This window comes from Micromonospora sp. ALFpr18c (assembly GCF_008868155.1).
Lineage (GTDB): Bacteria > Actinomycetota > Actinomycetes > Mycobacteriales > Micromonosporaceae > Micromonospora.
Window position 1 is genome coordinate 12,232 of sequence record NZ_WBKR01000053.1, and the last position, 18,645, is coordinate 30,876.

At 73.7% G+C, this 18,645-nt stretch carries 14 protein-coding genes and 1 pseudogene; 10 read left to right on the forward strand and 5 right to left on the reverse strand.

The annotated features are described in order from the left end of the window. Window positions 1–114 precede the first annotated feature (114 nt). Both F8271_RS12485 and F8271_RS12490 read right to left on the reverse strand, forming a co-directional pair. A complete protein-coding gene (locus F8271_RS12485; protein ID WP_151489857.1) occupies window positions 115–999 on the reverse strand; it encodes an alpha/beta fold hydrolase in 885 nt (294 codons plus the stop codon). A gap of 113 nt (window positions 1,000–1,112) precedes the next feature. Continuing rightward, window positions 1,113–2,036 carry an RNA polymerase sigma factor gene (locus tag F8271_RS12490; protein ID WP_151489858.1) on the reverse strand — a complete coding sequence of 308 codons (924 nt, stop codon included), beginning with the start codon at window positions 2,034–2,036 and terminating at the stop codon, window positions 1,113–1,115. A 149-nt stretch (window positions 2,037–2,185) separates the two neighbouring features. Here F8271_RS12490 and F8271_RS12495 point away from each other — a divergent pair. After that, window positions 2,186–2,911: pseudogene (locus tag F8271_RS12495) on the forward strand (YqjF family protein); the annotation flags it as partial. Between the two features lie 37 nt (window positions 2,912–2,948). Here the strand turns inward: F8271_RS12495 and F8271_RS12500 are convergent. Further along, window positions 2,949–3,926: an aldo/keto reductase gene (locus F8271_RS12500; RefSeq protein WP_151489859.1), complete on the reverse strand. Its 978-nt coding sequence runs from the start codon at window positions 3,924–3,926 to the stop codon at window positions 2,949–2,951. A 300-nt stretch (window positions 3,927–4,226) separates the two neighbouring features. Between F8271_RS12500 and F8271_RS12510 the strand changes: the two genes are divergently transcribed. The 3 genes from F8271_RS12510 (at window position 4,227) to F8271_RS12520 (ending at window position 6,318) form a co-directional block, all read left to right on the forward strand. After that, window positions 4,227–4,679 carry a GNAT family N-acetyltransferase gene (locus tag F8271_RS12510; protein WP_151489860.1) on the forward strand — a complete coding sequence of 151 codons (453 nt, stop codon included), beginning with the start codon at window positions 4,227–4,229 and terminating at the stop codon, window positions 4,677–4,679. 58 nt (window positions 4,680–4,737) lie between these two features. Then, window positions 4,738–5,340, forward strand: coding sequence for a dihydrofolate reductase family protein (locus F8271_RS12515; protein WP_151489861.1), 603 nt, complete (start codon window positions 4,738–4,740; stop codon window positions 5,338–5,340). Window positions 5,341–5,454: 114 nt separating this feature from the next. After that, window positions 5,455–6,318: a hypothetical protein gene (locus F8271_RS12520; RefSeq protein WP_151489862.1), complete on the forward strand. Its 864-nt coding sequence runs from the start codon at window positions 5,455–5,457 to the stop codon at window positions 6,316–6,318. A 9-nt stretch (window positions 6,319–6,327) separates the two neighbouring features. On the opposite strand, the gene F8271_RS12525 is transcribed toward F8271_RS12520, so the two are convergent. Beyond that, window positions 6,328–6,981 (reverse strand): GNAT family N-acetyltransferase, encoded by a 654-nt coding sequence (locus tag F8271_RS12525; RefSeq protein WP_151489863.1) that lies wholly within the window; start codon window positions 6,979–6,981, stop codon window positions 6,328–6,330. 197 nt (window positions 6,982–7,178) lie between these two features. On the opposite strand from F8271_RS12525, the gene F8271_RS12530 reads away from it, so the two are divergent. From F8271_RS12530 to F8271_RS12550, 5 genes are all read left to right on the forward strand, one after another. Then, window positions 7,179–9,848, forward strand: coding sequence for a carboxylate--amine ligase/circularly permuted type 2 ATP-grasp protein (locus tag F8271_RS12530; RefSeq protein WP_225854479.1), 2,670 nt, complete (start codon window positions 7,179–7,181; stop codon window positions 9,846–9,848). Window positions 9,849–9,947: 99 nt separating this feature from the next. Continuing rightward, window positions 9,948–11,726, forward strand: a complete 1,779-nt coding sequence (locus tag F8271_RS12535; protein ID WP_151489864.1) for an N-acetylglutaminylglutamine amidotransferase — start codon at window positions 9,948–9,950, stop codon at window positions 11,724–11,726. Further along, a complete protein-coding gene (locus F8271_RS12540) occupies window positions 11,727–13,574 on the forward strand; it encodes a prolyl oligopeptidase family serine peptidase (protein WP_151489865.1) in 1,848 nt (615 codons plus the stop codon). It abuts the gene before it with no gap. Window positions 13,575–13,600: 26 nt separating this feature from the next. Continuing rightward, the gene (locus F8271_RS12545) at window positions 13,601–14,134 is read left to right on the forward strand and encodes a hypothetical protein (protein ID WP_370461900.1); all 534 of its coding nucleotides are present in this window, start codon (window positions 13,601–13,603) and stop codon (window positions 14,132–14,134) included. Between the two features lie 16 nt (window positions 14,135–14,150). Beyond that, window positions 14,151–14,762 (forward strand): dihydrofolate reductase family protein, encoded by a 612-nt coding sequence (locus F8271_RS12550; protein ID WP_225854481.1) that lies wholly within the window; start codon window positions 14,151–14,153, stop codon window positions 14,760–14,762. A 7-nt stretch (window positions 14,763–14,769) separates the two neighbouring features. Here the strand turns inward: F8271_RS12550 and F8271_RS12555 are convergent, their stop codons facing one another. Continuing rightward, window positions 14,770–17,811: a BTAD domain-containing putative transcriptional regulator gene (locus F8271_RS12555; RefSeq protein ID WP_225854482.1), complete on the reverse strand. Its 3,042-nt coding sequence runs from the start codon at window positions 17,809–17,811 to the stop codon at window positions 14,770–14,772. Between the two features lie 59 nt (window positions 17,812–17,870). Here F8271_RS12555 and F8271_RS12560 point away from each other — a divergent pair, with 59 nt between their 5' ends. Further along, window positions 17,871–18,626, forward strand: coding sequence for an alpha/beta fold hydrolase (locus F8271_RS12560; protein ID WP_151489866.1), 756 nt, complete (start codon window positions 17,871–17,873; stop codon window positions 18,624–18,626). Window positions 18,627–18,645 lie beyond the last annotated feature (19 nt).

The window sequence follows — 18,645 nt, forward strand, 5'->3', positions numbered from 1 at the left end:
TCTCTCCTTCGTCACGGCGCAGCGAAGTGCCAAGCCTATGACCACTCAACGTCGCCGCACCCCGAGGGCTGCCCGCTGTGACGAACGGACCTCGGGGCGCGGCGCGCGGGCGGGTCAGCGGGTCAGCAACTCCACCACGGCCTCGGTGAACTCCGCCGGCTGCTCGACGTGCGCGAAGTGCCCGCTCTGCTCCAGCACCACCAGGCGCGAGTCCTTGAGGCCCGCGTGCAGTTCCTCGGCGTAACGGGGGCCGCAGATGAAGTCGTGCGCGCCCACGATCACCACGGCCGGCGCGGTGATCTCACCGAGCCTGTCCCGCACGTCGAACGGCGTGGGGTCGTTCGAACGGGCCGGCGTCATCCAGACCCGTACGGCCGCCTGGAGCGGGGCGAACTCGGCCTGCCGACCCCAGAAGTCCGCGAAGTACACCGGGATGGCGGCGCGCAGGGCGGTCGCCAGGGCCTCGTCGTCGGCGGCGACACCGTAGCGTTCGAAAGCGTGCGGGACGTCCGTCGCCTCCGGCCGGTCGGGGTGCCGCTGCGGGTACGCGGCGAGGTTGGCCATCGCCTCGGCCCAGAACTCGGCGCCGGTGACGGGTGAGGTGTCGTACAGGACGAGGCCGGCGACCCGGTCCGGGTGGTCCAGCGCGTACCGCTGGACGACGAAACCGCCGTGCGAGTGGCCCAGGAGGTACACCCGGGGCTCGCCGAGGTGCTCGACCACCGCGTCGAGGAACCGGACATACGTCGCGAGACGGTAGTCGTCGGGGTTGTCGAGCCGCCCCGAGGCACCCGTGCCGACCGGCTCGACGTACACCATCGTGAAGTGTTCCTCGAGGCCGGGCGTCCGCAGGTAGGCCCACTCGATGCCGGGGCCGCCGGAGTGCGCCACGCACACCGGGCCGGTGCCCGCGACGTGGTAGACCTGCCGGACACCGTCGACGGTGAAGGTGTGCGCACCCGGGCTGAGCGTGCCGACGTCGTGGCTGGTGGAACCCATGTGCTATCTCCCGATCCGTGGACCCGCGCGCCGTGTGTCGCCGCGCGACTGATGACTGACACGGACCAGATGCGCGGGCCGGTCGCGAAGTTCGCTCGGTCCGGAAACTTTTCTCAGACCAGCGCCGGAACGGGGTGGAAGAGGGTGAACCGGCCCACCCGTCCGCCGCGCAGTTGCTGCAACCACAGGGCCGCGGGTGGGCAGTGCTCCGGATCGTGGGGCGGGCTGATCAGGTCGGTCTCCCAGATCAGCACGTCGCCGCTGGCCACCACGTTGCGCAGCCGCTGGCGTACCCCGGCTTCCAGGTCGCTGGTCATGCCGCCGATCGCCAGGTCGGGGCCTCCGCGCCGGCGGCCCGGCACGATCATCTCGGCGTCCGGCCACCAACTGTCCCGCACGACCCGGTCGAAGTCGCCCCGCATCGCCGTGGCGATCATGTCGCGGCCCTCCCGCCAGCGGGCGGCGTTGACCGCGCCGAGGTCGGTGTGCGCCGCGGTGGCCGAGGCCCGGAGGCCGCCGGCGAGCGTGCGACGGGCGTGGCTGAGGCGGCTGCGGACGGTGCCGACCGGCACGCCGCACACGGCGGCGATCTGGTCGTACGAGGAGGCGTCGCTGAAGTACCGCAGCAGGGTGACCAGCCGGTCGGGCTCGGACAGTCGGTCGATGGCGTGCCACACCCAGTCACGCAGGACGCCCTGGTCCAGTGCCTCCTCCGGGGTGGGGGTGGCGGCGGGCAGGGTGAACCACTCCGGTTCGGCGACCGGGAACGGCCGGGGGCCACGCAGCGTCATCCGGGCGTTGTTGCGGACGATGGTGCGCAGCCACGGGCCGACCGCCGCCGGGTCGCGGACCTCACCGATGCGCCGCAGCGCCACCACCATGGCGTCCTGCACCGCATCCTCGGCGTCCGGGCCGTAGCCGAGCATGCTCAACGCGACGGCCCGCATCCCGGCCTCGTGACGGGCCAGCAGCACGCCCAGCGCCCCCGCGTCTCCGGCCTGCGCGAGCAGTACCAGATCGGCGTCACCGTGCGTCACGCGCGGTTCCTCCCAGAATCGACTTCGTGGGGATCCGGCGCCCTCATCAAGCGTACGGCGGTCACGCAGCCGCTCCACGTCGCGCCGGCTGTCCCACCCCGGTCGTAGCGTGCCCGCCGTGTCGCCATCGCCTGAGCCAGGATGAGGGGGTGGACATCGAACCGGTCGACCACGAGCCCCGGCAGGCGTTCCCCTGGTCGCTTCTGCGCCAGCGCTGGGAGGACCTCACCTTCCTGCACTGGGCCGTCGCCCCGGAACTCGTCGCACCGCTGCTGCCCGCCGGAACACGCCCGGACACGCTGGGCGGCGTCAGTTACGTCGGGCTGATCGGCTTCCGGATGGTGCGGTTGGGCTTCGGTCGCGGCCCCGGGGTGCCCTACCTCGGCACCTTCTGGGAGACCAACGTCCGGCTCTACTCGGTCGACGACACCGGCCGGCGGGCGGTCGTGTTCCGCTCGCTCGACGCGTCCCGCCTCGTGCCGGTGCTGGTGGCGCGGGTGACGTTGGGTCTGCCGTACCTCTGGTCGTCGATGCGCCTGGACCGCGACGGTGACCGCCGTACCTACCGGTGCCGGCGGCGCTGGCCCGGCCCGGCCGGTACGACGAGCCGGATGACCGTGCGGGTGGGGGAGCGGATCGACGACCCGACACCCCTTGAGCACTTCGTCACCGCCCGGTGGGGGCTGCACACCCGGGTGTACGGGCGCACGCTGCACCTGCCGAACTGGCATCCGCGCTGGCCGCTGCACCGGGCCGAGGTGCTGCACCTGGACGACGAGTTGGTCGCCGCCGCCGGTCTGCCGGCGCCGGTCGACCCGCCGGTCAGCGTGCTGTACTCGCCCGGTGTCGGGGTGCGGTTCGGTACGCCGGTGGCGGCCCGGCCCGGCGCGGCGGCGCCGGGCCGCCGGCGCCTCAGTAGCGGCTTCCCTCGGGCGCGGGCAGCGCGTCCAGGTCGGCCAGGTCCTCCGCGGCGAGCCGCACGTCGCCGGCCGCGCAGTTGTCCACCAGGTACTTCGGGGTCTTGGTGCCGGGGATCGGTATGACGTGGGGGCCCTGGGCGACGACCCACGCGAGGGCGACCTGCGCGGGGCTGAGGCCCGCCCGGTCGGCGATCTCGCGGACCCGGGCCACGATGGCCAGGTTGGCCCGCAACGCGTCCTGTTGGAAACGCGGCAGGCCACGGCGGAAGTCGTCGGCGGGCAGGTCGTCGAACGAGGTGAACCGGCCGGTGAGGAACCCGCGGCCCAGCGGCGAGAACGGCAGGAAGGCGATGCCCTGCTCGGCGCAGTACGGCAGCACCTCGGTCAACGGGTCGCGGGTCCACAGCGACAACTCGGACTGCACCGACGCCACCGGGTGCACCGCCTGGGCTCGCACGATCTGGGTCACCGTCACCTCGGACAGCCCGATCTGCCGTGCCTTGCCCGTCTTCACGACCTCCGCCATCGCACCCCAGGACTCCTCGATGGGCACCTCCGGGTCGACCCGGTGCAACTGGTAGAGGTCGACGTGGTCGGTGCCGAGCCGCCGCAGGCTGGCGTCGATCGCCGCACGAATGTGCTCCGGGCGGCCGTTGTTGCCGATCGTGGGGGAGTTGCCGGGGCCACCGGTGGACGCGGTGGCCACCAGGCCGGCCTTGGTCGCCAGGACGGCCCGCTCCCGTCGCCCGCCGGCCAGCGCCCGCCCGACCAGTTCCTCATTGGTGTACGGCCCGTACACGTCCGACGTGTCGATCAGGGTGGCGCCCAGATCGAGGGCCTGGTGGATGACCGAGATCGAGGTGTCGTCGTCGCGGGGGCCACTGATGTCGTATCCGTGGGTCATGCCCATGCACCCGAGACCGATGACGCCAACCTCGGGGCCGGTGCTGCCCAGCGTGGTGCTTCGCATGCACCCCACGCTACGCCGGATCGCGAGAAGGCCGGCGCGGCCGGAATGCACGCAGGGTCACGGCCCCGTAGGGTCCGTCGTGGTGACGACTGTCGCTGCCTGCGACCGGAGGGAGCCGCGACATGGCGAGCAAACTGGTGGTGGGGACGTTCCTGTCCCTGGACGGTGTGATGCAGGGCCCCGGCGGGCCCGGCGGGGCTGCGGCTGACCGGGTCGCGCACCACCAAGGCGGGTGTCGTCTACGCCGCGTACGAGGTGGCGGGTCAGCCCGCCTACGGCACCGTCCTGTAGGAGTCGCGCTTGATCCGCGTTCGTGAGTTCGTCTGGTCCGACTACGACCGCGTCGTGGCTCTGTGGACAGCCACCGGACGGGGCGTGCTGCCCCGCGCCGAGCTGACCGCCACACTGACGCGGGATCCGCAGCTCTTCCTGGTCGCCGACGTGGACGCCACCGTCGCGGCGGTGGTGCTGGGCACCTACGACGGCCGCCGGGGGATGATCCTGCGGCTGGCCGTCGACCCGGCGTACCGCCGTCGCGGCATCGCCACCCTGCTGGTCGCCGAGTTGGAGCGGCGGTTTGCCGCCCTCGGTTGCCCACGGGTGAACCTGCTGGTGCTGCCGGAGGACACGGCCGCGCTCCGGTTCTGGCAGGCGCTGGGCTACGCGCCCCAGCCCGACGTTCTCTGCACGAAGCCGATGGGTGGTTCGCCGGACCTGTCGCGAGGGGTGGCTCCGGCTTCGACCATGGGGTGAGGGCCGGGCGCACCGGCCCCACCGACGAGCCGACACGGCACCGACAAGGAGCGGATCGATGACGAAGGTGACGACCCGGGCGACGATGTCGTTGGACGGCTACATCGCGGACGCGTCCCACGGTGGCTTCGAGTACCTCTTCCAGTGGTACGAGGGCGGCGACGTCGAGACGCCGACGGCCAACCCCGAGTTGACGTTCCGGACGTCCGCCGCGAGCGCCCGGCACCTGCGCGACTTCACCGAGCGGACCGGCGCGCTGGTCGTCGGCCGGCGGCTGTTCGACATGACCAATGGGTGGGGTGGTCGGCATCCGCTGGACGTGCCCGTCGTGGTTGCCACGCACCGCGTGCCCGAGGGTTGGGAGCCGGAGAGCGACTCCTTCGTCTTTGTCACCGACGGCATCGAGAGCGCCGTTGACCGGGCCAGGGCGATCGCCGGTGCCAAGGAGGTCGGTGTCAATGGCGGCACCATCGCGGCGCAGGTCGTCGAGTCCGGCCTGCTCGACGAGGTGCACGTCGACCTCGTCCCGGTGGTGCTCGGTGCCGGCATCCCGCTCTTCGCCCGCCTGAAGATCGCGCCACTGCAGCTGGAGGGCCCGATCAGCGTCGTCGAGGGCGTCGGCGTCACCCACCTGGCCTACCGGATACGCCCATCGGCCTGAGCACCCGGGAAATGCCCCGCTCGGCGTGGGCCGGGATGCGCCGCCGGTCGCCCTAGAATCGATGACGTTCACTGTCTGCGGCGGCGGTGTCGCGGATGGCTGGCACGGAGGGCGGTGCGGGACGTGGGACCGGACGAGCGGGGCAAGCTGTTCGAGCAGGCACGGGAGCTGTCGCGGCGGCAGGCCACCTGGGCGGAGGCGGACCGCATGTGGGGGCGGGTGATCGACGCCTACCGGCGGGCGGTGGACGGCCCGGGGCAGCCGGACCGCCGCGACCAGCAGCAGTTGGCGCGGGCGTTGTGGCGGCACGGGATGCTGCTGTCCGCGCGCGGCCGGGCCGGGCAGGGCATGGCGCCGGGCGGTGAGGCGGTCGCCATCTTCGAGCGGGTGTACGACGCGGTGGCGGCCGAGGGTGGCAACGTGGCTGCCCCACCCCGCGACGACGCGCTCGCCGAACTGATCACCGCGTTGGTGGACCTCGCAGAGGTCGCGTTCGCCGCCGGTCAGCCCGCCACGCGCAGAGAGTTGCTGGACCGGGCGGTGGCGGTGGGTCTGACCGCCGTCGGCGCTCCGCCGTCGGCCGGGCCCCGCACCCGGGAGGCGATGGGGGCGGCGTACCACAACCAGGCGACCGCCTTGCTGCACCGCCACCTCACCCGGCCGTCGTCGGTCGACGGCGTCCGGGAGGCGACCCTCGCCGCGTCACGGGCCTGCGAGCTGCGTCAGGCGTTGCTCGACCCGGCGCGTCCGCTCAGCCTGTGGGAGATGGCGAACACCTACGGGGTGTACGCGCGGTGCCTGGCGATGATCGGCGACACCGATCGCGCCGCCGTGGTGCTGGCGCTGGGCAACCGACTTGTCGAGTTGCTGGGGCCGGCGGCCGAGCAGCCCGCCCAGAACCTGCGCGTGGCCGCCGAGTTGCTGGGCCGGGAAGAGGCCACCGCCGGTTCGCGGCGCTTCCGGTGGCGGCGGCGCTGACCTGGCTGCCTACACCCGACCCGGCGTCGGGCCCTCGCCCTGATCCGACCCCTGCCGGTGGTCCGCGAAGTCGATCCGCATGACCACGCGGCGCAGGGTCGGATGGCTGACCTCGGTGAACCCGGCCTCCTCGAAGACCTGCCGGACCCCGACGTGAGCCTCACCCCAGGTGATCTGCTTGCCGGCCTCGGCGAGCATCGGGTACGCCTCCAGTGACCGGGCGCCACGCTCCCGCGCGAAGTCGACCGCGGCGCGGGCCAGAGGATACGTGAGGCCGCGCCCCCGGTAGCCCTTGCGGACCACCAGGCAGGTCACCGCCCAGACGCCGTCGTCGTCCTTGTCCTCGTCGCGGCCGAGCCAGGGCACCCGTTGGTTGCGCAGCTTCGGGTACGCCGTCCGCGGCTCGACCGCCAGCCACCCCACCGGCTGGTCGTCGAGGTACGCGATCAGCCCGCTGGTGTCCTTGGCGTCCGGCTCACCACACCTGGTCTGCTCGCGAAACGCCGCGACCCGCCCCTGCGGGGTGGACGCCTGCCACAGCCAGCCCCTGACCTTGAACCACTGGCACTGGCACCGCCCCGCGTCGGCCGTGCCGAAGACGTCCTGAAGGTCCTCCCACGACGCCTCGTTGGCGGGCACGATCCGGACGTCGCCGTCAGTCATGCGGTGCCTCCGCGATGATCCGCCTGATCATGTTCGTCGATTGTGCCTCATCGAGAGCACGCCGCTCCAGGCTCCGCCGTCGCTGAGCAGCGCGGGCAGAACGGTGCGTCACCTTAACGCGCCGGAAACACCCCCGGTACCAACCCTGGGAACGCTCGTCGGACAGTCGAGACACCGACACGCGAACCGGGGTGACCATGGCCGACAACACCACGAACGCGCCGACGTTCGACGGGCCGCTGGGCCGGTCCGGCAACGGCCTGGCACTGCCCGCACCCCGCCCCAACCCGGCCCCGTCGCTGGACGACGGCGACCCGGCGGACCTGGCCACGATCGGCGTGGAGGAGGAGTTCCACGTCGTCGACCTGCACACCCGGGAGTTGGTGCCCCGCGCCGGGGAACTGCTCGACCGGCTGCCGGCGACCTCGTTCACCGCCGAACTGCACCGCAGCGTGGTGGAGACCAACACCGCGGTCTGCCGCACCCTGGACGAGATCCGCGCCGAGCTGACCCGGCTGCGCCAGGCCGCCGTCGCAGTCGCCGACCGGGCCGGGTTGGGCATCGTGGCGGCCGGCACGGTGCCGCTGCGCGCCGACGGCGACCCGAGCGTCACTCCCACCTCCCGCTACCGGCGGATGCTCGACGAATACCAGATGCTCGCCCGGGAGCAGTTGATCTGCGGCGCGCAGGTGCACGTCGGGGTGTCCGACCGGGACCTGGCGGTGGCCGTCACCCGCCGCGTCCAACCGTGGCTGCCGGTCCTGCTCGCCCTGTCCACCAGCTCGCCGTACTGGATGGGACAGGACAGCGGCTACGCCAGCGTCCGGTCGCTGGTCTGGCAGCGCTGGCCCACGGCCGGCGACCCGGGCGAGGTGACCAGCGCGGCGGACCACGAGGCACTGGTCGCCGAGCTGATCTCCTCCGAGACCATCACCGACCCGGCCATGATCTACTTCGATGTCCGGCCGTCGGCCCACGTGCCCACCGTGGAACTGCGGATCACCGACGCCAACGCCGACGTGGAGACCATCGTCCTGCTCACCGGCCTGTTCCGGGCGCTGGTGCGGCGGGAGGTCGCCGCGCTGCGCGCCGGCGTGGAGCGCACCGCCGTCCGGCCGCCGGTGCTGCGTGTCGCCGTGTGGCGGGCCGCCCGCTCCGGGCTGGAAGGCGACCTGCTCGACCTGCCCCGCTCGGCCCGACCGGTGCCGGCCGCCGAGGCGGTCCGCCGGCTGGTGACCGACCTGCGCCCGCAGCTGGAGGCGACCGGCGACTGGGAGCAGATCCGGGACCTGACCGAGTATGCGCTGCGGCGTGGCAGCTCGGCCGCACGGCAGCGGCGGGCGTACGAGCGGCGCGGCCGGCTGGCCGACGTGGTCGACCTGCTCCTCGACGAGACCCGGGGACGCATCCAGGGGCCACTGCCCGGAGCGCCACCCGCGCCGGCCCTGCCCACGTACACCGGCTCCGCCGACGAGGTCTTCGGCCCGGCCGGGCCGGAGCCCGCGTACCGTCCGCTGCTGGCCGCCCTGCGCGGCCTCGGCGCCGGTGGCCTGCGTCAACGCGAGCACGACCGGGACGAGGAGCAGCGCGCACGGGGGGTGACGTTCAGCGTGGCCGGCGAGGCGAGCACCCGACTCTTCCCGGTCGACCTGGTGCCCCGGGTGGTGCCCGCCGCCGACTGGCGGGCGCTGCGCGCCGGCCTCGTGCAGCGCGCCCGGGCCCTCGACGCCTTCCTGCGCGACGTCTACGCCGACCGGGCCGCGGTCGCCGACGGCGTGGTGCCGGCCTGGGTGGTGGAATCCTCGCCCGGGCTGCGCCCCACCGGGGCGCTCATGGGCCGGCGGACCACCCGTGCCCAGGTGTCCGGAACTGATCTCGTCCGTGATCCCGCCGGCGGCTGGTACGTCCTGGAGGACAACCTGCGGGTGCCCTCGGGCATCGGCTACGCGGTGCAGAACCGGCGGTTGACCCGCACGGTGCTGCCCGAGCTGCCGGTGCCCGAGGACCTGCTGCCCGCCGACGAGACGCCCGCGATGCTGTACCGGGCGCTGGTCGCCGCCGCGCCGGCCGCCGCCGACGACCCCGCCGTGGTGGTGCTCAGCAGTGGCTCGGGCGATCCCGCCTGGTTCGAGCACCGGCTGCTCGCCGACGAGATGGGCGTGCCGCTGACCGAGAGCAGCGACCTGCTGGTCTCCGAGGGTCGCGTCCACCTGGTCCGGGAGGGCCGCCGCAGTCAGGTCGACGTGATCTACCTGCGGATGGACGAGGAGGCCCTGCTGCACGCGCCGGGCGCCGACGGGGTGCCCCTGGGCTGGCCGCTGCTCGCGGCGGTGCACGCCGGGCGGCTGACGTTGGCCAACGCGCTGGGCAACGGTGTCGGCGACGACAAGGCCCTGTACGCGTACGTGCCCCGGCTGATCGAGTACTACCTGGGGGAGAAGGCCCTGCTTCCGGACGTGCCGACATACCTGTGCGGGTTGCCCGAGCAGCGGGCCGAGGTGCTCGGCCGGCTCGACGAGCTGGTGCTCAAGCCGGTCGACGGGTACGGCGGCGACCGGGTGGTGATCGGCCCCCGGGCCGAGGCGGAGGAGTTGGACGCCGTCCGCGAGCAGATCCTCGCCGCCCCACACCGGTGGATCGCCCAGGAGATGGTGGCGCTCACCACGCACCCGGTCTTCGACGGCACGGCGCTCGCCCCCCGCCACGTGGACCTGCGGGCCTTCGTCTTCCTCGGCGAGACCGCCGAGGTGGCGCCGGTGGCGCTGACCCGCGTCGCGCCGGCCGGCAGCATGATCGTCAACTCGTCGCGCGGCGGTGGGTCGAAGGACACCTGGCTGCTCGGCGGAGACGATCCGACGTCGCCGTAACCCACGCTTGACCCACACGTCATCGGGGCGCAACCCGGTCCGCCAAACCTGGACCGGTCAGCGGCCCGAGCGGACCCGAGCCGATGAGAGGTGCGTGCCATGTGCGGTATCGGAGGCGAGTTCCGCCTCGACGGGGCGCCACCGGACATGGCGGCCGTCGAGCGGATGTTGCCCGCCCTGGCCTCCCGCGGCCCGGACGGCGAGGGGCGGTGGCAACACGGCCCGGCGGCGCTGGTGCACCGCCGGCTGCGCATCATCGACCTGTCCGACGCGGGCGCCCAGCCGATGGTCGACCCCGAGCTGGCTCTCGCCCTGGTCTTCAACGGCTGCATCTACAACTACCGCGAGCTGCGCGACGAGCTGACCGCCGCCGGCTACTCCTTCCGGTCCACCTCGGACACCGAGGTGATCCTCAAGGCGTACCACCGGTGGGGGACGGCCTGCGTCGAGCGGTTCTACGGGATGTTCGCCTTCGCGCTCGTCGAGCTGGCAACGAACACGCTGGTGCTGGCCCGCGACCGGCTCGGCATCAAACCGCTCTACCTCGCCGAGGGGCCGGGCCGGATCCGTTTCGCCTCGACCCTGCCGGCTCTGCTCGCCGCCGGTGGCGTCGACACCGACCTCGATCCGGTGGCGCTGCACCACTACATGAGCTTCCACTCGGTGGTGCCGCCGCCGCGCACCATCCTCGCCGGGGTCCGCAAACTCCCGCCCGCCACCGTGCGGGTGGTCACCGCCGACGGCCGGAGCACCGACACCGTGTACTGGCGGCCGGAGTTCACCCGCGCCGCCGCCGAGCCGATGTCCGCCGGCGAGTGGCAGGAACGGATCATGACGGCGCTGCGCACCGCCGTACGCCGGCGCATGGTCGCCGACGTGCCGGTCGGTGTGCTGCTCTCCGGCGGCATCGACTCCAGCCTGATCGTCGCCCTGCTGGCCGAGCAGGGCCAGACCGGTCTGGCCACCTTCAGCATCGGGTTCGAGGCGGCGGCGGGGGAGAGCGGCGACGAGTTCCACTACTCCGACCTGGTGGCCCGCCAGTTCGGCACCGACCACCAGCAGATCCGCATCGGCGCGGCCCGGTTCGTGCCCGCCGTGCACGAGGCCATCGCGGCGATGAGCGAACCGATGGTCAGCCACGACTGCGTCGCCTTCCACCTGCTCTCCGAGGAGGTATCGCAGCGGATCACGGTGGTGCAGTCCGGGCAGGGCGCCGACGAGATCTTCGCCGGCTACGACTGGTACCCGCCGATGGCGAACGTCGCACGCGAGGACGCCGTCGAGGCGTACGCCCGGGTGTTCTTCGACCGTCGCCACGACGCGCTCGCCGGGCACCTGGCGCCGGAGTGGATGCTCGATCATGACGCCAGCCTGGAGTTCGTCGCCGCGCACTTCGGCGCGCCCGGCGCGGACACCGCCCTCGACGCGGCGCTGCGCCAGGACAGCCTGGTGATGCTGGTCGACGACCCGGTCAAGCGGGTCGACAACATGACGATGGCCTGGGGGCTGGAGGCCCGCGTGCCGTTCCTCGACCACGAGGTCGTCGAGCTGGCGGCCGCCTGTCCGCCGGCGCTGAAGCTGGCCCACGGCGGCAAGGGCGTGCTGAAGGCCGCGAGCCGCGGCATCGTGCCCGACGAGGTGATCGACCGGCCGAAGGGCTACTTCCCGGTGCCCGCCATCCGGCACCTCTCCGGGCCGCTGCTCGACGACGTCCGCGACGCGTTGACGGCCCAGCCGGCCCGTGAGCGGGGCCTGTTCCGCAAGGACTACCTGGAGGAGTTGCTGGACGCGCCGAATGCCCGGCGGACCACGTTGGGCTCCAACGCGCTCTGGCAGCTCGGGCTGCTGGAGCTCTGGTTGCAGCGGATCGGGGTTTAGATGACCGTACGGACCGAGGTGCCGCGTACCACCCGTCGGGCCCGACCCGCCGGCCGCCGGCCGGCACCGTCACCGCTGCCTGCCGGCGAGGACTTCGCGCCCGCCCCCTCCCCGGACGGCCGCCGGGTGGCGTTCCTCTCCGACCGGGCCGGGACGCCCGGCGTCTGGGTCCACGAGGTCGGCGCGGGCGCGGCCGTCGCGCTGCCCACCGGCACCGAACCGGTGCTGCGGGTGAGTTGGTCCCCGGACGGGCAGTGGCTGGCCTGCGTCATCGCACCGGGCGGCGCGCCCCGCACCGAGCTGTGGGTGCTGCGTCCGGACGGCACCGGGCGTCGTCAGGTCGCCGGGTTCGGTCGCCGCAGCGCGACGATGTCCGGCTGGCTGCCCGGCGGCGCGGTCCTGGCGGTCACCGAGACCGGCGAGCGGGGCACGGCCGTCCTGATCGACGCGGGCACCGGGCACCGGCGGGTGCTCGCCGAGGGTGACCTGCTCACCCTGCTCGACGTCACCCCGGACGCCGGCACCGCCCTGCTGCGCCGCGGCCCGCGCAACGCCCGCTGGCTGGAACTGCTCGACGTGGCCACCGGGGATCGGCGTCGGCTGCTGCCGGACACCGGTCGGGGCAGCACCGACCAGGGTTGGTTCGGCCCCGACGCGACGAGCGTGCTGGCCCGCACCGACGCGTTCTCCGAACTGGCCGCGCTGGTGCGGGTGGACCTGACCCGACCGGAGCGGACGCCGGCCCGGCTCGCCGGGCGGCCGGACGCCGAGCTGGAGCACGCCGCCGCGAGCGCCGACGGGCGCCGCGCCGCGCTGCTGTGGAACACCTACGGCGGCCGCAGCGAGGTGAGCCTGTTCGACCTGGCCAGCGGTGTGCAGCGGGCCGTCGCCGCCCCGGGCGAGGTGCTCGACGACGCGGTCTTCGCCGCTGGCGGTGACCTGCTCTGCCTCACCGCGCAGGGTCCGGTGCAGCCCCGGGAGGTGTGGCTGGTCGACCCGACGAGCGGGGCGCTACGCCCGCTGCGACCGGACACCGGCGACGCGCGTACGGGCGGCGGCGGTGTCGCGCCGCAACTCGTCGACCTGCGCGCCCGCGACGGGTTGCCGCTGTCCGGGTGGCTCTACCGCCCGGCCGGGCCGGGTCCCTGGCCGACCGCGATCAGCCTGCACGGCGGTCCGGAGGCGCAGGAACGACCGTCCTACAACCCGCTGTTCCAGGCTCTCGTCGCGCGGGGCGTCGCGGTGTTCGCGCCGAACGTGCGGGGCTCGTCGGGCTTCGGTCGGTCCTTCGTGGCCGCCGACAACCTCGCCGGCCGGTACGGGGCCATCGCCGACGTGGCGGCGTGCGCCGACCACCTGGTCGACAGCGGCGTCGCCCGCCCCGGCCAGCTCGGTTGCCTCGGCCGCTCCTACGGCGGCTACCTGGTCCTTTCGGTGCTGGTGAACTTCCCCGGGTTGTTCGCCGCCGGGGTGGCCGAGTGCGGCATCTCCGACTTCCACACCTTCTTCGCCGGCACCGAGCCGTGGATCGCCGCCGCCGCCGTCAGCAAGTACGGCGACCCGGTGCGGGACGCCGAGCTGCTGCGCGACCTGTCGCCGATGACCCACCTCGACCGACTCGACGTGCCGGTGCTGCTCATCCACGGTGCCAACGACACCAACGTTCCGGCCGGCGAGTCGGCCCAGGTGGCGCAGGCCCTCGCCGCCCGCGACGTCCCGTACGGGCACCTGGTGCTGGCCGGGGAGGGGCACGACTTCCTGGGCCGCGACAACGCCGAGGCAGCGCGTACGGCCACCACCGCCTGGCTCACCCGGCACCTCGCCGCGACCACGACCGCCGTCGGCTGAGGCGTTATCCTGCGCCGGTGGACGTCATGGCGCAGGGCGAGCGGTTGGCCGCCGACCTGGGCGATCGGCTCGCCGAGCTGACCTTCGTCGACCTGGACACCGACGAGGTCACCGCGCGGGTCATCGACGAGGTGGCGCGGTGGGCGCAGGCGCAGGGCTGGCGGGTCTACCGGCGCGCACCCAGCGTCGTGCCGTTGCCGCCGCCCATGGAGCAGCGGCACTCGGTCCTCGACGTGGCGTGCGCCCGCCCGGACGGGCCGCCGGTGGTGGTGGAGGTCGACCACACCGACCGGGCCCGTACCGTGCAGAAGTTGACCGCGGAGGCGGACGCCGGCCGAATACCGATCTGGGTGCGGTGGGGCGTCGGGCGTTTCACCGCCCCGCCGCCGCCGGTGCGGATGGTGACCGTCGAGGTGACCCGGCGCGCCGGTCCGGCGGGGCGCGGGCGGCTGCACAGCCGCACCAGCGAGCGCCCCGCGCCGGAGCACTCGGCCGCCGGCGGCACCGTCGCCACGCCGGCGCTGCCGATCCCGCTGACCGAGCCGCGTAAGGGCACCTGAAGCGAATCGTAAGCGGGTGCCGGCAGAGTTCTGGGTGTCACCGGAGAACACGACCGACACCCAGGAGATTCCGATGCGCAAGCTCATCAACTCGACCTACATCACCCTCGACGGCGTCATCGAGAACCCGATGTGGACCGCGCCGTACTTCGACGAGGAGGCCATCAGCCTCGCCGGCGAGCAGACCGACGAGGCGGACGCGATGCTGATGGGCCGGGCCACCTACGACGGCATGTCCGTCGCCTGGCCGCAGCAGGACGAGAGCGACCCGACCACCGGCGCGGCGTACTTCAACAACGTCAAGAAGTACGTCGCCTCGACCACCCTCACCAACCCCACCTGGAACAACACGGAGGTGCTCCAGGGCGACCTGGTCGAGGCGGTCACCGCGCTCAAGGCCCAGGAGGGCCGGAACATCATCCAGTACGGCTTCGGCTCGGTCACCGCCCAGCTGATCACCGCGGGCCTGGTGGACGAGGTCCGGTTCTGGATCCACCCCGTGCTGGAGGGCGCGGCGAGCCTGACGGTGCCGCTGACCGACTTCAAGGCGTCGTTCGACCTGGTCGACACCCGGGTGCACAAGAGCGGCGTGATCGTCGCCTCGTACCGGCCGAAGACGGCCGCCTGAGCACGGTTCAGAGCTGGGCCCGGGCCTCGCCCGGGCCCAGCTTCGTGCCCTCGGCGACCAGCGCCTCGAAGCGGTCCCGCCCGAGCGTCGCCCGTACGCGTTCGGTCACCCGATCGGTCTCGTCGCGTTCGGCCGGGGAGGCCGGGGCGTCGAGGGTCAGCCGTGCGGCGGCCGCCGCACCGAGCAGCCGGGCGGCGGCCTCCGGCGAGCGCACCGCCGACGCCATCCCCTCCAGGGCGCCGATCCCGTCCCGGGGGGAGGCCATCGCCTCGGCGGCCTCGTACGCCTCGACGTGTAGGGCGAGCGCGGCGTCCGGGTCGCCGCCCTGCTCGACGGCGTACCCCAGCTCCACCAGGATCATCGGCAGGTAGAGCGCGGGCTGCGTCTCGCCGCGCCCCCGCTCGGCGAGGCGGGTGAGGTGGGTGACGGCCAGGTCGAGCTTGCCGTCGCGGCGGGCGGCGAACCCGAGGCCCATCTCGGCGAAGACCAGCGCGCCCGGCGCGTCCTGCTCCACCGCCAGCCGGTACGCGCGCTCGGCCAACTCCCGCCCCTGCGGATAGTCGCGGGTCTGCACCGCCAGCCAGGCCAGCCAGGACAACTCGGTGCACACCTGCGGCCACAGCGCCAGTTCCTCGGCCCAGCGCAGCCCTTCGCGGTGCAGGGCGACCGCGCGCTCGTGCTCGCCGCGCATCTCGGCCAGCCCACCCACCCACTCAGTCGCCTGGAGCCGGCCCCACCGGTCACCGATGTCGGCGAACAGCGCGGCACTGCGCGTCGAGGCGTACTCCAGGGTGGTCTGGTCCCCGGCGGCGTGCGCGAGCATGGCGCGGGAGGCGAGCACCGCCGCCTCGGTCCAGACGTCGGCGGGAGCGCTGGGCAGCAACTCCGCGGCCAGGGCCAGCTCGCTGTGCCCGATCACCGCGTTCGCCGCGAACCAGGCGCCTCGTCCGTCCGGGTCGGGGGCCAGCGCGGCGCGCACCTCGGCGGGCACGACCGGGTCGCCGCGCAGCAGCGCGAAGCCGACCCGCCACGGCGCCGCCCGGGACTCCTGCGTCCCGTCGCCGGGCGTCGCGAGGGCCCGGCGGGCCTCGGTGAGCCGGCCGCGCAGGTACCAGTACCAGCTCAGCGCGACGGCCAGGCGCAACCCGTCGCCGTGGACCAGTGCGGAACGCAGGTTCGCCGTCTCCGCGTCCAGCAGCGCCAGCCATCGCTGCTGCTCGGGGCCGCGCAGCTCGGGATCGGCGCGCTCGGCCAGCTCGGTGTAGTACGCGGCGTGCCGCGCCCGGACCTCGTCGGCGTCGCCCAGGCGGTCGAGGCAGAACGCGGCGACCGATTCCAGCAGCCGGTAGCGCGATCCCTCGCCGGTGTCGTCCAGCACCACAAGCGACCGGTCCACCAGCCGGGCGAGGGCGTCCAGGTCGGTCCCGCAGACCCGTTCGGCGGCCTCCGGCGCGGCGCCGTCGCTGAACACCGCCAGCCGGGCGAGCACCATCCGGTCGGCCTCGTCCAACAGGTCCCAACTCCAGCCGATCACCGCGGTGAGCGTCCGTTGTCGCGTCGGCACGTCCCGCTGCGATGTGCTGAGCAGCCGGAACCGGTCGTCGAGCCGGTCCACCACGCCCCGCAGACCCAGCGCGCGGACCCGCGTCGCGGCCAGCTCCAACGCCAGCGGCAGGCCGTCGAGGCGGCGGCACAGCTGCGCCACCGCGGGCGCGGTCCGCCCGTCGAGGCGGAAACCGCGGTGCTGCGCGGCGGCGCGCGCGGCGAACAACCGCGCCGCCGCCGAGCGCCGGACCGTGTCCAGGTCACCGCCGTCCGGCACGGTCAGCGGGGGTACCTCCCAGAGCAACTCGCCGGTCAGGCCGAGCGGCTCCCGGCTGGTGGCCAGCACGCTCACCTCGGGCGCGTCGCGCAGCAGCCGGGCGACCAGCGCGGCCACCGGCTCGATGACGTGTTCGCAGTTGTCCAGCACCAGCAGCAGGTGTCGGTGCCGCAGCGCAGCGACGAGACGGTCGACCGCGGGCAGGGCCGAGCCGGCGGCCTCCCGGGCGTCCAGCACGCCGAGCACCTGCTCGGCGATGCCCGCGTCACCGGCCGCCAGCGGGGCCAGCTCCACCAGGTGTACGCCGTCCGGGCAGGACCGCGTGCGGGCCGCCTCGGTGGCCAGCCGGGTCTTGCCGACGCCGCCCGGCCCGACCAGCGTGACCAGGCGCTGCCGCGGCAGCAACGCCCGCAGCTCGGCCACCGCCTCGGCCCGCCCGACCAGTTCGTCGAGCTGGGCCGGCAGGCTGTTGCGGATGATCGCGGCCTTCGGCGGCGCGCTCAGACCGGCGTCCTGTTCGAGGATCCTGCGGTGCAGCGCGACCAGCTCGGGGCCGGGGTCGAGGCCCAGCTCGTCAGCGAGCCGGTCGCGCAGCTCGGCGTAGCTGTCCAACGCCTCGGACTGCCGGCCGGCCGCGTACAGCGCGCGCAACTGCACCGCCCGCAGACCCTCGCGCAGCGGATGCCGGGCGACCAGCTCCGCCAGGTCGGCGGCGACCAGGTCGTGCTCACCCCGGGCCACCCGCGCCTCGGCCAGCCGCTCGTGCGCGGCGAGGCGCTGCTCGGCCAGTCGGGTCGCCTCGGCGCGGACGAACTCGGCGTCCGCCACGTCGGCGTACGCCTCACCACGCCACAGCGCGAGGGCGTCGGTCAACCGGTCGACGTCGGTGCTGCGGGTCAGCTCGGCGAACCGGTCCGCGTCGACGGCGTCGGCCCGCAGCAGGTAGCCGGGCGGCCGGGACTCGACCAGCTCGCGGGCACCCGGCTCGGCGTCGTTGAGCGCCTTGCGCAACTGGGACACCCGCACCTGGAGGGCGCCGGCCGGGTTGGCGGGGGAGTCGTCACCCCACAGGTCGTCGATGAGCCGGTCCGCCGACACCACCTGGTTGCGGTTGGTCAGCAGGTCGGCCAGCAGGGCACGCACCTTGGTGCCGGGCACCACCACCGGCTCGCCGGCGTCCGTGGTCACGGCGAGCGGCCCGAGCACCCCGAACTGCACGGCGGACATCCTATCGCCGGTAAGGCGACCTGAAGAGGACCGTAAGCGCGTCGGCGCAGCGTGGGGGCATGGACATCTATCACGAAGCGCACGGCAATGCTGAGGGTCGCCCGCTGGTGCTGATCCACGGCGCGCTCTCCGGCATCGGCACCTCGTTCGGCACGATCCTGCCGTTCCTGGCGAAGACCCGGCGGGTGATCGCCGTCGAGTTGCAGGCTCACGGCCACACCCCCGACGTGGACCGTCCACTGACCGTGGAGCACTTCGCCGCCGACGTCGTCGAGCTGCTCGACCGGCTCGGCGTCGCGCGCGCGGACGTGTACGGCTGGAGCATGGGCGCGGCGGTCGCGCTGCGCCTCGGCACCCACCACGCCGACCGGGTGGGTCGCCTCGTGCTCGCCTCGGTGAGTTTCGACGACGACGGCCTGCACCCCGGACTGCTCGACGGGATCCAGGATCTGCAACCGGAGCACCTGCACGGCTCCGAGTTCCACGAGGAGTACCTGCGGACCGCGCCGGACCCGGCGGGCTGGGCCAACCTGGTCACGAAGATGAAGGTGCTGGACGCGAACCTGCCGCGCTGGACACCCGAGCAGATCCGCGCTCTGGCCGCGCCCACCATGATCGTGCTGGCGGACGCGGACATCATCCAGCCCGAGCACGCGGTACGGATGTTCCGGCTGCTCGGCGGCGCGGTGCCCGGCGACCTGACCGGTCTGCCGTCCTGCCGGTTGGCCGTCCTGCCCGGCACCACGCACACGTCGATCCCGCAGCGCGCCGACTGGCTGGCCCCAATGATCGACGAGTTCCTAACCGACCTGTAGCGCCCACCCCGCTCCACCC